The sequence below is a fragment of the Polyangium jinanense genome, from assembly GCF_028435265.1.
Lineage (GTDB): Bacteria > Myxococcota_A > Polyangia > Polyangiales > Polyangiaceae > Polyangium > Polyangium jinanense.
Window position 1 is genome coordinate 556,455 of record NZ_JAGTJK010000001.1, and the last position, 12,037, is coordinate 568,491.

General features: G+C 68.0%; 11 protein-coding genes. 8 read left to right on the top strand and 3 right to left on the bottom strand.

The window, feature by feature from the left end; translation table 11 throughout:
- Positions 1 to 12 precede the first annotated feature (12 nt).
- Positions 13 to 906: a ferrochelatase gene (gene hemH / locus KEG38_RS02305; protein ID WP_272417308.1), complete on the top strand. Its 894-nt coding sequence runs from the start codon at positions 13 to 15 to the stop codon at positions 904 to 906.
- 138 nt (positions 907 to 1,044) lie between these two features.
- A complete protein-coding gene (locus KEG38_RS02310; RefSeq protein ID WP_272417309.1) occupies positions 1,045 to 1,644 on the top strand; it encodes an SRPBCC family protein in 600 nt (199 codons plus the stop codon).
- A 52-nt stretch (positions 1,645 to 1,696) separates the two neighbouring features.
- On the opposite strand, the gene KEG38_RS02315 is transcribed toward KEG38_RS02310, so the two are convergent.
- Positions 1,697 to 2,641 (bottom strand): hypothetical protein, encoded by a 945-nt coding sequence (locus tag KEG38_RS02315; RefSeq protein ID WP_272417310.1) that lies wholly within the window; start codon positions 2,639 to 2,641, stop codon positions 1,697 to 1,699.
- Positions 2,642 to 3,095: 454 nt separating this feature from the next.
- The gene (locus tag KEG38_RS02320; RefSeq protein WP_272417311.1) at positions 3,096 to 3,329 is read right to left on the bottom strand and encodes a hypothetical protein; all 234 of its coding nucleotides are present in this window, start codon (positions 3,327 to 3,329) and stop codon (positions 3,096 to 3,098) included.
- Between the two features lie 189 nt (positions 3,330 to 3,518).
- On the opposite strand from KEG38_RS02320, the gene KEG38_RS02325 reads away from it, so the two are divergent.
- Together KEG38_RS02325 and KEG38_RS02330 are read left to right on the top strand one after the other, a co-directional pair.
- Positions 3,519 to 3,965, top strand: a complete 447-nt coding sequence (locus KEG38_RS02325; RefSeq protein WP_272417312.1) for a hypothetical protein — start codon at positions 3,519 to 3,521, stop codon at positions 3,963 to 3,965.
- Between the two features lie 12 nt (positions 3,966 to 3,977).
- Complete coding sequence (locus KEG38_RS02330; RefSeq protein ID WP_272417313.1) at positions 3,978 to 4,589, top strand: hypothetical protein; 612 nt, start codon at positions 3,978 to 3,980, stop codon at positions 4,587 to 4,589.
- Positions 4,590 to 4,596: 7 nt separating this feature from the next.
- Here KEG38_RS02330 and ligD read toward each other — a convergent pair whose 3' ends face one another.
- The gene (gene ligD, locus KEG38_RS02335) at positions 4,597 to 7,161 is read right to left on the bottom strand and encodes a DNA ligase D (RefSeq protein WP_272417314.1); all 2,565 of its coding nucleotides are present in this window, start codon (positions 7,159 to 7,161) and stop codon (positions 4,597 to 4,599) included.
- 45 nt (positions 7,162 to 7,206) lie between these two features.
- Between ligD and ku the strand changes: the two genes are divergently transcribed.
- From ku to KEG38_RS02355, 4 genes are all read left to right on the top strand, one after another.
- Positions 7,207 to 8,118 (top strand): non-homologous end joining protein Ku, encoded by a 912-nt coding sequence (gene ku / locus KEG38_RS02340; protein WP_272417315.1) that lies wholly within the window; start codon positions 7,207 to 7,209, stop codon positions 8,116 to 8,118.
- A 56-nt stretch (positions 8,119 to 8,174) separates the two neighbouring features.
- Entirely contained in the window at positions 8,175 to 10,058 is a 1,884-nt protein-coding gene (locus KEG38_RS02345) for an ABC transporter ATP-binding protein (protein ID WP_272417316.1), read from the top strand.
- A gap of 42 nt (positions 10,059 to 10,100) precedes the next feature.
- Complete coding sequence (locus KEG38_RS02350; protein WP_272417317.1) at positions 10,101 to 10,892, top strand: hypothetical protein; 792 nt, start codon at positions 10,101 to 10,103, stop codon at positions 10,890 to 10,892.
- A gap of 125 nt (positions 10,893 to 11,017) precedes the next feature.
- Entirely contained in the window at positions 11,018 to 12,004 is a 987-nt protein-coding gene (locus KEG38_RS02355; protein WP_272417318.1) for an NHL repeat-containing protein, read from the top strand.
- Positions 12,005 to 12,037: the final 33 nt, after the last annotated feature.

Here is a 12,037-nt window from a genome sequence, read left to right on the forward strand (position 1 = left end):
TACACACGGCCCATGTCGACCGCCGTCCTCGTCTCCTGCCACGGGACCGTCTCCCGCACCGCCGACATTCCCGCGTTTCTGAACAACATCCGCCGGGGCCGCCCGTCGCCGCCCGAGCTCGTCGCGGAGGTCACGCACCGGTTCGAGGTGATCGGCGGCTCGCCGCTCATGGCCATCACCGAGGCGCAGGCGCGCGCGCTCGAAGCCCGGCTCGGCATTCCGGTGGCCGTCTCGGGCCGGCTCTGGCATCCGTATCCGAGCGAGGTCCTGCCCGGGCTTGTCGCGAAGGGCGTGCGGACGGTCGTCTCGCTGCCGCTCGCGCCGCAATCGGTCGACGCGTATCACGGGCCCGTTCGCGAGGCCGCCGCGAGCCATCCGGAGCTCTCGATCCGCGCCGTGCCGGCCTGGGGCATGGAACCTTCGCTGATCGACGCGTTCGTCGAGACGATCGACGAGGCGCTCGCCGCCGCGGCCGCGGAGGAGCAAACGGCGGTGCCGATCGTCCTCTCGGCGCACAGCCTGCCGCGCCGGGTGATCGCCATGGGGGACAAATACGAGGTGCAGTTTCGCGAAATGGCCGGCGCCGTGGCGGCGCGGTTCGAAGCGCGTGGTTTTTCCACGCGTATCGCCTTCCAGAGCCAGGGCGCAAGCGCCGAGCCGTGGCTCGGGCCGGATCTCGCCGAGACGTTCGCCGAGCTCGCGCAGAAGGGCGCCGGGTCCGTGCTCGTCGCCCCGATCGGGTTTCTCGCCGAGCACGTCGAGACGCTCTACGACCTCGACATCGAGGCGCCGAAGATCGCCGCGAAGGCGGGGCTCGGGCGGTTCTACCGGGCGAAGGCGGTGTGCGATCGGCCCCGCTTCATCGACGCGCTCGAGGCCGTCGTCCGGCGGGAGCTCGACCGGTAGGGTTTGGCGGCGACAGCCACCCGGAAAACGTACATGACGAACGGTCGGGATCTTTGCATGCCTCCATGCTGCGGGGACTTGTCCCGAGTGCGGCTCCGCTGATAGTTCTCGATCTGTCACGACCGGAGGCCCGCACAGATGGAACGCGAACGATCGATTCTCTTCCCGCGCGGCGCCCTCGCCGTTCTGGCAGGCGCAACCCTCGTCGGCACGACGTTGCTCGGACCCGACGCCCTCGCCGGAGGTTCGGCGCCGCCCGACATCCGGGTGATCGAGGTGAAGGGCAGCGACACGCCGAAGGTCGTGGCGAAGGGCGTGATCGATCAGCCGCCCGAGAAGGTGTGGCAGGTGGTCTCCGAGTGCGCGAGTTACAAGAAGCGCATGCCGCGCATCGAGGCCTCGCGGCTCGTCAAGCAGGAAGGGAACAAGCACACCTGCGAGGTGACGATCGCGATGCCGTTCCCGCTGTCGAACCTGACGGCCGTGACCGAGGCCGTGCACGAGGTGAGCGACCAGGGCATGTCGCGGCGCTGGAAGCTTCTGCGCGGCGACTACAAGTTCAACCAGGGGAGCTGGGAGGTGAAGCCGCACGACGGCGGCAAGAAGAGCCTCGTCGTGTACACGGTGCACGCCGAGCCGAACACCGCCCTGCCCGGCTGGATCCGCGAAGCCGCCCAGAAGAAGGCGATCCCGGAGCTCTTCGAACGCGTCGGCGAGGAAGCGGCGAAGATGAAGTGATGGGCGGGGGTACGGTGGGCAAACCGGGGGGTTTGGGGGGCAGAGCGCAGCGTTAGCTGCGCGAGCCCCCCATCGTGGAAGGCGCCAGGAGCGCGCAGCGACCGAGCAACCCTCGTTTCGGGTCGCGCAGCGCGTCACGTTCCGGCACGTCCTCCGCGGGCGCGAGCGCGAGGAAGCGGCGTTCTTCGAGGCGCAAGAGCGCTGCGTCGAGCGCGCTGCGAGACACCTCGGGCATGTGCGCGCGCAGTGCCGAGAGCGAGATGCCGCCCGCGGCGCGGTCCTCCGACTCCAGCGTGCCGAGCGCGTCGAGAATCCTCGCTTCCGCGTACGCCTCGGGGCCGAGCTGGCGCAGCGAGACCACGCGCTCGATGTGCGCCGCGAGCACCTCGAGGTCCGCGTCCTCCATCGTCCAGACGAGCTCCGCGACCGCGCGCGCCGTGCTCCGCGCGTGCGAGGCCGCCGGGTTTGGCGCCGGGCGCTTCAGGGCGAGGCGCGCGACGAACTGCTGCACGCGTCCCCAGATCGATGGCGAGGAAATGGGCGGCTCCTCGGAGCTCGGGATGGGGGTTTCGTCCCAGGACGCCACGGGTTCGTCCGTGCAGACCGCGCTTTCCCAGCCGAGGTCGGCGTAACGGGGCGGGGCGAGGGATTCACCGAGGTGCGTGAAGCGGGCCGAGGGTAACGTCTTCCGATCATCCCGTATTGACAACCCGGCGAGCTCGGCGAGGGCCGTATCTTCGTCCTCGGAGTCGTCGAATGCCGGGGGAAAAACGGGCTCGGCGGGTTCGTCGTCGTCCCAGGCTTCCGCATCACCTTCGTATCGACCTTCCTCGTGCCCGAGCAGCGCCATCTCCCGTTCGTCCGGGCTCATGGCGCGTGTTGCGGGCCCGTCGCTCGACGCGACTTCGTCGGCGAAGAGCCCTTCCATCGCGCGCTTCGTTGGTGCGTCGTGGCGGGTGTCGGGCGGCTCGTCGTGGAGGAAGGGGTCGAAGGTCATGGCGTTTTACGGCGCGTTGGACGGGGCAAACCCCAAGAAGGTTTCACTGTCCCAAAGGCCGAGGCAACGAGACTCTTTCCGGCGTATGCACTTTTTGGTTTGGCCAGGTGCACAGGACCGAGTGATCGTGACCAGGGCGGTAGGACGGTTACGCCCTCCTGGGGCCTGCCCCTGGTCGGCCGCGGTGCCCTTGCACGCGCGGATGTTTTGCCCAGACGCCGAGCGAAACTCGGACACCGCGGCCGACCAGGGGCACGAGGACCGAGGTCCTCGAAGCCCCGGAGAGGCCTGCCCGGCGAGCGCCGATCAGACCTCCCCTGTTCCCCTACATGTGTTGGGAAGGCCATTCGTCCGAACGAAAGCGACGAGGCCGTTCTTTTTTGGGAAGGTCGCGCGGGGGTTTCGTGCTCCAAACCACATCGATGCGCAGCGTGGAGCCGCCGCGTGGGAAGGATTACTCGGAGCAGATGTACTGGATGGGGCAGGACTCGGCGATGGCACAGGTATCGCCGCACTCTTCGAAGCAGCTCAAGCACTGCTGGTAGGCGGCGTCGTTCACGCAGGCGGCCTTGGCGGTGCGTTCGAGGTCGCACTTGGTCTGGGCCTCCTCCGGCGAGTAGCCCCCGCAGGCGGCGAGGACGAGGCCAAGGAAGGAGGTGAGCACGAAGGTCTGGAGGGCGCGTCGCATGATGAACTGAACTCCTCGGTGGTGGGGTCTCGCCCCCTCCTACCACGACTGCGGAGGCCGAGCGCAGGCGTTGCGTTCGGGAGGTGGGCGTCTCCGCGTCTACTTTGCTCGCCCACGCGTAGCGCAAGTCGGTATCTTTCCCCATCGGGGGGACAGGTTCACGGCACGTCTGGAAGGGTACGTCGAGGCATGGTCAAGCCGGAGGTTCGGGAGGATTGGTTGCCGCTCCGGGCGGGAAGTCCACATCGTTATCGCTTCGAGGAGCCGGACCTCTTCTTTTTGGGCGACGTGGGTGACGTCTCCGGCGCCGACATGGCGTGCATGTTCGACCTGGTGGAGGAGCTCGCGGCGCGCACGGGGCGGCGGCTCTTCTGGATCTCGGACATCTCGCGGCTCGGGCGGGTGAGCGAGGAGGCTGCGAAGCTCTCCATCCAGCGGGACGTCAAGCAGCTCTTGCGTGCGACGATCCTGTACGGGGGGAGCTTTCGTCAGCGTCTCCTGGCCAACATGGTGGCCAAGGCGCTGCTGGTCCTGAAGCCGAACCGGTCGAAGCGCCCCCTCTTTTTTTGCGCCACGGAGGCCGAAGCGCGGGCGATGGTCGAGGAGATGCGGCAAGAGGAGGGGAGCTCGTCGTAGACTGGAAGGCGCATGAAGTACTTCGTCCTGCTGAACAGCTCCGGGTCGAGCCATGAGACGGCGTTCGTCCCGCTCGAACCGCAGTTCAAAGAGGGGCTGACGTGCCCGGCGTGCGGGCGCGCGCTCACCGAAAAGGAATGGATCCCGCCGCTCCGGGCCGAGCTTTTCGCGCGCGGGGAGGGCCTCGGGGACGTGGCGTTCGGGCCGGGTCTCGATTTGCTGGTGTCCGAGCGATTCCTCGAAGCGTGGCGCGCTGAGAAGCTTTCGGGGCTGCATGGGCTGAAGGAGGTCGAGATCCGGAAGGTGCATCCGGAATCGGCCGCGCATTCCCGGTATCACCTCGCGCTCGCGGGATATGGGATGACGCAGATCGACCCGAAGCGGAGCCGCGTGGTGCGCGAGGGCGAGTCGGATTGCCTGCAATGCATGGGCGGCGCCGAGGTCACGCTCGTCGAGGGATTCACGATCGACGAGCCGACGTGGAGCGGCGAGGACGTGTTCGTCCCCTGGGGCTTCGGCGGCTGCCTCGTGGCAACCGAGCGGGTGCTCGCGATGCGCGACAAATATGGTTTGTCGAACGTGACGCTCGTGCCGACGGAGGCGTTCGTCTGGACGCGCGCATGAAGGCGGGTCAGGCGACGTGGCGGCCGAGGGCGAGCTTTTCGAGCCGCTCGATGGCCGCGAGCACGGAAGGGGTTTCCGTGAGAAGCGGCGCCATGGGATCGAAGATGCGCGCGACGCGGCGGGGGACCGTGCGGATGTCGAAGGCGCGAGGATCGAGCGAATCGTCGACCTCGTCCCAGGTGAGCGGCGTGGAGACGCGCGCGCCCGGCACGGCGCGCACGGAATACGGGGCGACGATGGTGCGCGACGCGCCGGTTTGTCCGGTATCGACGTACACGCGCGGGCCGCGGCGCTGCTTCGAGCGCTCCATGGTGGCGATGTCGGGGTGTTTCCGGACGAGCATGTGGCCGAGCAGGTCGGCGAGGGCGCGCGCCGTCTCGTAGGAGATCGCGGGGCCGAGCGGGACGAAGACGTGCAGGCCCGACTGGCCGGACGTCTTGGGAAAACCCGTCAGGCCGATCTGATCGAGCCATTCCTTGAGCGAGCGCGCGAGCGTGATGACGTGGGCGAACGTCCCGCCGCTGACGTCGAGGTCGATGTTGAAGAAATCGGCCTCTTCGAGGTGCGGGACGCGCGAGGCGATCACGTGAATGGGGATCGCGCCGAGGTTCGCGACGTAAAGGAGCGTGGCCTCGTCGCGGATGTGAAAGACCTCCATCTCGTCCTCGCGCCCCGGCAAGCGGACGCGGAGCGTGGGCACCCAGTCGGGCAGGCCCGCGGGGACGTTCCATTGATAAAAAAACTTGCCGTGGATGCCGTCGGGATACCGGACGAGCATGACGGGTCGGTCGCGGAGGTGCGGCAGGAGGACGGGCGCGACGGCGGCGTAGTATTCGGCGATGTCCCGCTTCGTGATGCCGTCCTCGGGGAAGAGGACCTTGTCGGGGTTGTTGAGCGGGACCTTGGTTTGTCCCCCCGCGGCGCCGCCGGTATGGGCGGACTCGGCCGCGAGGCGCTCGATCTCGGTCTCCTCCTTGTCCGCGTGCGGCGAGGCCACGCACTCCTCGGGCGCGACGTCGTCCCGGATCCCGCGAAAAACCGGGAAGCGCAGGTTGCCGTCGTCGGTATACCCGGAAAAACGTACGGACACGACAACCTCGGGGCGCACGTGGACGCGGCCACGGGGCGCCGCGTTGTAAGGGCCACGCGCGGTGGGTTTGTCCGTGCCGAGGGGCGTGAGGCGCGCGAGCAGGGCTTCGATCGAAGCCGCGTCGAGGCCGCTGCCGACCTTGCCGCGATAGCGCAGCTCGCCGGCCTCGTAGGCCGCGACGTCGAGCGCGCCGAGCCGGGCGCGGCCGCCCTCGCCAAGGGTATACCCGACGACCACGAAATCCTCGTCGCGCTCGCACTTGAGCTTGATCCAGTCGTACGAACGCGCGGGGCCGGGGCGATAGGGGGCATCGCGGCGCTTGGCGACGAGGCCCTCCATGCGGCGCTCGCGGCAGAAATCGAAGAGCATGGTGGGGTCGCCCTCGATCATGTCGAGGGTACGAATCTCGCCGGGCGCGCGGACGAGGCTTTGCAAGAGCTCCTTGCGCGCGTAGAGCGGGAGGCGGCGCAGGTCGCGGTCGCCGATAGCGAGCAGGTCGAAGACCACGTAGAGGACGGGGATCCGGGTCTCGGCGCGGCGGATGTCGGCGCTCCTCGCGAGGTGGATGCGCTGGGCGAGGCGCTGGAAGCTCGGCTGCCCGGCCTGGTCGAGGGCGATGAGCTCGCCGTCGAGGACGAGGCGGGCGGCGGCAAGCTTGTGGACGGCGCGCGCGACCTCGGGATAGACGCGCGAGACGTCGCGCAGGTTTCTGGACTGGAGGAGGACGTCCGAGCCGTTTTTCCGGGCAATGCAGCGGACGCCGTCCATCTTGAGCTCGAAGATGTAGTTCGAGCCGAGCGAGCCCTTCGGCGCCGGGCAAGCGCGCATGGGGATCATGTTTGGCTCGATGGAACCCGTGGGCGCGCCGAGGGCCGCGGCGCGGGCTTCGAGCTCGGAGGCGATGTCCGTCGCGTGGCCGAGCTCGCCGATGTCGAGACCGGAGAGGACGGAGCGTGGTTTTTCCTGGACGATGTCGTGTCCGGGCGCCGCGAAGGCGTCGTGTTTCTTGAAGAGGAGCCAGTCCTTGTCAGAGTCCTTCAGCCGGACCAGGAGGAAGCGGCCGTGGAGCTTGTGGCCCGAAAGCTCGAACTCGAGTTTGCCCTTGCGTAACTGGTCTTCGGCGGGTTCGTCCAGGTACCGAACGCGGCCGGTGTCCCAGGCGATCATCGGTCCGGCACCGTAATTGCCCTCGGGGATGACGTCCTCGAAATGGAGATATTCGAGGGGGTGCGGCTCGGTGCGGACGGCGAGGCGGCGCTCGCCCGGATTCAGCGTGGGCCCCTTGGGCACGGAGAAGCTCTCGAGCGCGCCGCCCACCTCGAGGCGCAGGTCGTAATGGCGGCGGCGAGCGTCGTGCAGGTGCACGACATACGCGCCTTCCTGGGTCGCGCCGGGCGAGCTTTCAGGGCCGCCGAAGGGCTCGGGAGTTTGCCCGGGATCACGCTTTTTCCGATATGCGTCGAGCTTCGCCGTTCCGTCCACAGGGTCCTCCGGGATCGTCCACGACCTTTGCAAGGATCGATGCGCATGGCTGCGCGATCCACGGGCACGGGGACCATCTCGTTTGGCCTGGTTTCCATTCCGGTCAAGATGTACACGGCCACGTCTTCCCACGGCGTCGGCTTTCACATGCTTCACAAGAAATGCGGGACCCGCGTCAAGCAGCAATTGCTCTGCCCGTACGACCGTGAAGTGGTCGAGCGATCGGACACGATGCGAGGGTTCGAGTACGCGCGGGAGCAATACGTCGAGGTGACGGACCAGGACCTCGACGCGGTGCGCGCCGAGCGGACGGACCGGATCGACATCGTCGAGTTCGTCCCGGCCGAGACCGTCGACCTGCTTTACGTCGACAAGACGAATTACCTGGGCCCGGACAAGGGCGGCGCGCGGGCGTACAAGCTGCTCGCGGACGCGATGGAGCGAACGGGGAAGATCGCGGTCGGCCGTTATGGTGTGCGCGGCAAGGATCAGCTCGTCCTTTTGCGGCCGTACAAGGGCGGGCTCATCATGCACCAGGTCTATTACGCGGACGAGGTGCGGCCGTTCGAGGAGATCGCGCCGCCGGCCAAGGTGGACTTCCGGCCGCAAGAAGAGGACCTCGCGGACCGGCTCATCGGCGAGCTGTCGACGGACGCGTTCCACCCGGAGAACTACCACGACGAATATCAAGAGCGGCTGACGGGGCTCATCGAGAAGAAGGTGGCGGGGCAGGAGATCTCGCTGCCGCCGGCCGAGCCGCAGGCGCAGATCATCGATCTGTTCGAGGCGCTGAAGCAGAGCCTGGCCGGAAAGCAGAAAGCGCCGGCCGCGGCAGAGGCGCCCGCGTCGAAGGAAGAAGAAGAAGCGCCCGCAGCCGAGGAGGCGCGCCCGCGTCCGTCGGTGAAGAAGGCCGCACCGAGGCGCGGGCCGCGCGAGCGCGTGAGGAAAGCAGGATGACGTAGAGCCCAGCAGCGTCGTCCGCGGACGCTCTCCGTGATACATAAAGCCGGGTCATGGGAGATCCGGACAAACCTGCGGTCGACGCTCGGGGGCTACGCTCGGACGAGCCGAGCGACGCCCCCAAACCCCCGAAGAATACATCCCTCGGCCGCCTGTTCGGGCTCGCTCGCCCGGAGACCGCACGGCTCGCGGCCGGGACCGTGTTTCTGGTGATCGGGACGCTGATGGGGCTGCTCGTCCCGCAGGCATTCCGGGTGATCCTGGATCGTGCCGTGAGCAAGGCGGACGGGTTCTGGACGATCGACCGGGCGGCGGTCGCGCTCATCGTGCTGGCGGCCGTGCAGGCGGCCTCGACGGCACTGCGTTTCGTGTACTTCACGAGCGCAGGCGAGCGCGTCGTGACGCGGCTCAGGCGGGATCTTTTCGAGCAGTTGCTCGCGCAGGAGATCGCGTTCTTCGACGAGCGGAAGACAGGCGAGCTGACGAGCCGGCTCGCGGCGGATACGACGCTCGTGCAAAACGCGGTGAGCGTGAACATCTCGATGGGGCTGCGTTTCGCAGCGCAGGTGCTCGGCGGCGTCGGGTTCCTCGTCTACACGTCACCCATTCTCACGGCGGTGATGCTCGGGGTGGTACCGCCGGTGGCGCTCGGCGCCGTGGCGTATGGGCGCCGCGTGCGCAAGCTGTCGCGCGAGGCGCAGGACGCGCTCGCCCGGGCGAACGAGGTCGCCGAGGAGACGATCGCGGGCATCCGGACGGTACGGGCGTTCGCCGCGGAGAAGACGGAGGCGGGGCGATACACGAAGGCGGTATGGGACGCATTCGCCGTGGTATGGCGGCGCATCGTGACGAACGCCGTGTTCATGAGCGTCTCGTCGTTCGCGGCGTTTGCGGCGCTCGCGCTGGTGCTCTGGTATGGCGGCCGGCTCGTGTCGCAGGGCGCGATGACGCCGGGCGGATTGACGTCGTTCTTGATGTACACGCTCATGGTGGCGTTTTCGCTCGGCGGGATGAGCGAGCTCTGGGCGGATCTGATGCGCGCGTCGGGCGCGGCCGAGCGGGTGTTCGAATTGATCGATCGTCCGCCGACGATCCCGCTCGCGGAGGGCGCGCGGCCCGGGTCGGTGGAAGGTCGGATCGAGCTTTCGCGCGTGAGCTTCGCGTATCCCTCGCGAAATGACGTGCCGGTGCTCCGGGACCTCGATCTCGCGATCGCACCGGGCGAGGTGGTGGCGCTCGTGGGCCCGTCGGGATCAGGGAAATCGACGATCGCGGCGCTGCTCTTGCGTCTGTACGATCCGACCGAGGGGCGCATCACGCTCGACGGAAAGGATCTGCGGGGGCTGTCGCCGGAATGGTTGCGGCGCAACGTGGGGGTGGTGTCGCAGGAGCCGATGCTATTTTCGTGCAGCGTGGCGGACAACATGCGGTATGGCCGGACAACCGCGACGGAGGCCGAGGTGGAGGCGGCGGCGCGGGCAGCGAACGCGCACGAGTTCGTGTCGAAGTTCCCGGAGGGGTATGCGACGCTCGTGGGCGAGCGAGGCGTGAGGCTGTCGGGCGGGCAGAAGCAGCGGGTGGCGATCGCGCGCGCGGTGCTGAAGGATCCGCGGATCCTGGTGCTCGACGAGGCGACGAGCGCGCTCGACGCGGAGAGCGAGCACCTCGTGAAAGAAGCGCTCGACCGATTGATGAAGGGTCGAACGACGCTGATCATCGCGCACCGATTGTCGACGGTGATGGGCGCGAACCGGGTGGTCGTGATCGAGGACGGAAAGATCGTCCAGAGCGGCGACCACGCGACACTGATGCAGCAAGGCGGGCTTTATCGGAAGCTCGTGGAGCGGCAGCTCGAAGGGGGGCGGGAGGGTGCGAGGGCCCACGCGGTCAGCGCATTGTCGCTCGTCCCGACATCCGAAGGGGCGCAGGTTCTTTGAGCCCCGTCCGCTGAACTCGTGGTAGTATAACTTTGAACCCTCATGCCCGGATGGGAGCTCCAGGACGGCGACAAGAAGCTCGGCCCGATGAGCGAGGAGGCCGTGCTCTGGGCCATCAAGCGCGGTTTGCCTTCGTCCACGCGGGTGCGTCCCGAGGGGCAAGAGGCGTGGATCACGCTCGACGATCATCCGGTGTTCGCGGACGAGCTCGTGGCCCGGAGCACGCGCGAGGGCCGGGCGCCGCGGCGCTTGCGTTGGCTCGCGTATACGAAGATGGAGCTCCTGGGCGTGGCCGTGGCGCTCGCGTCGGTCGTCGTGGCCGTGGTGGCGTATGGGCACGTCGCCGAGAACAAAGACGGGATCGTGCGCGAGATCGAGGATCGCTTGCGCGAGAGCAGCGCGGAGAGCCCGTCCGCGGAGCCGGCGCATCCCGCGGCGTCCGTGGAGTCGGGCGCGGTCGGTGAAGCGATCGAGGCGGCGAACGCCGCGCAGCTCTCCACGAGCGAGCGAATGAAATTGGCGAGCGCGGCGCTCGCGGACACGCGGATGGACGGGCGCGCGGCGGTTTGCAAGGCGCGCGCGCTGCTCGAGACGCTGCCCGCGGCGGAGAAACGAAAACCCGAGGTGGCGCGGGCGCTCGCGCAGCTTTCGTCGAAGGAGCTGCCGGTTCTGCGGGCCGAGCAGGCCGAGTTCGAAAAGACGCGTGGGGTGCTCTGCGGCGACGGTACGAAACCGAAGGATTGCCCGTGCCACGGGGCGCACGAGTCCTGTTGCGTGTTGCACAAGGGCGTGGCGCGGTGTGAGCCATTGCCCACGCGGATTCGCTGTCCGTAGGGACCCCAGAAAATTTCGCGCAACTGCCGAGGACCTCGCGTCGATGAAGGGGCATGACGCGATGGTCGATGCTCATGCTCGGGGTTTTTGGGTTGTCGGCGTGCCGGGAGCAGAATCCGTTGGAGGTGAAACAGATTTCTTCCGCCGATGAAGTGTGGTATGGTGTGGGGTTTGGCCTGAACGGGGAGGTCGTGGTCTTCGATGGGAAGACCGGGGCCGTGACGAGTTCGGCCGAAGGGGGCGGAGGGACGCCGCGCGACGTGTCGGTGGATCCGGACGGCACGCGATTGTGGGTGTTCGAAGAAAATGAGGATGCGTCGGGCGGAGAGATCCGCGTGTGTCCGCTCGACGCGGGCGCGGTGGGGCCGTGCGAACACGCGGCGTGGGTGGATGGAGGAGCCGCGCTTTTCGCGACGGACGAAGGGCTCTGGGTGTTCGAGCACGCGACGTACGGGTCGCGGTGGAAGGTGCTGCAGGAAGGTACGATCGCAAAAGGTGTCTACGCGCCGCGGCCCGCTTCGGTGTGGAGGGAAGGGGACCGGGTCGAGGTGCTTTCGTACGGTGTGAGCGATGACCGATTGACGCGGCTGTCGGGGACGATGACGGCAAACGGGTTGGTCGTGACGACAGGGCTCGACCTGGGGGCGCCGGCGCTGGTGCCGCCGACGGCGCGATTCGTTCCGCTGTCGGCCGAATCCGGGCTGCTCTGGGACGTGGTCGGGGGCGATGTCGCGATGCGAAAGGTGGATGCGGCAGGCGCGGCGGCGGCGGTGATGCTCGGGGTAGGGCCGGGGATCGAGCGGATCGAGGCGGCGGAGGTGCTCTCCGGGGCAGCGCTCGTGCTGTCGACGAATACGTTGTGGGTCGTGGAGCCGGGGGAGGAAAACGGGGGGCCCAACGTGACCACGGTGGCGCTCGGGGGAGAGGTTCGTCGCGCCGGTACGTTTTTCTCGCGCGACCTGGTCACTGCAGAGGACAGGGCGCTCGTCGCGACCGACCAGGGCGTCCGCGCCATCGTGGTGGAAAAGGATGGCGGGTCTGTTTTTCTCGACGATCAGTTCGATGGAGGCCCGCTCCGGGGTCCGCTTGGGGTGGTGCACGCCGCGAATTGACGCGCCGCGTGCCATCGAGATGTCACGAAAAAC

What these genes read in the sequence shown, in the direction of transcription:
- KEG38_RS02345 (WP_272417316.1), top strand. Translation starts at nt 8,175, where the DNA reads ATGGGAGATCCGGACAAACCTGCGGTCGACGCTCGGGGGCTACGCTCG.
- KEG38_RS02325 (WP_272417312.1), top strand. Translation starts at nt 3,519, where the DNA reads ATGGTCAAGCCGGAGGTTCGGGAGGATTGGTTGCCGCTCCGGGCGGGA.
- hemH (WP_272417308.1), top strand. Translation starts at nt 13, where the DNA reads ATGTCGACCGCCGTCCTCGTCTCCTGCCACGGGACCGTCTCCCGCACC.
- KEG38_RS02315 (WP_272417310.1), bottom strand. Translation starts at nt 2,641, where the DNA reads ATGACCTTCGACCCCTTCCTCCACGACGAGCCGCCCGACACCCGCCAC.
- KEG38_RS02320 (WP_272417311.1), bottom strand. Translation starts at nt 3,329, where the DNA reads ATGCGACGCGCCCTCCAGACCTTCGTGCTCACCTCCTTCCTTGGCCTC.
- KEG38_RS02310 (WP_272417309.1), top strand. Translation starts at nt 1,045, where the DNA reads ATGGAACGCGAACGATCGATTCTCTTCCCGCGCGGCGCCCTCGCCGTT.
- KEG38_RS02350 (WP_272417317.1), top strand. Translation starts at nt 10,101, where the DNA reads ATGCCCGGATGGGAGCTCCAGGACGGCGACAAGAAGCTCGGCCCGATG.
- KEG38_RS02330 (WP_272417313.1), top strand. Translation starts at nt 3,978, where the DNA reads ATGAAGTACTTCGTCCTGCTGAACAGCTCCGGGTCGAGCCATGAGACG.
- ku (WP_272417315.1), top strand. Translation starts at nt 7,207, where the DNA reads ATGGCTGCGCGATCCACGGGCACGGGGACCATCTCGTTTGGCCTGGTT.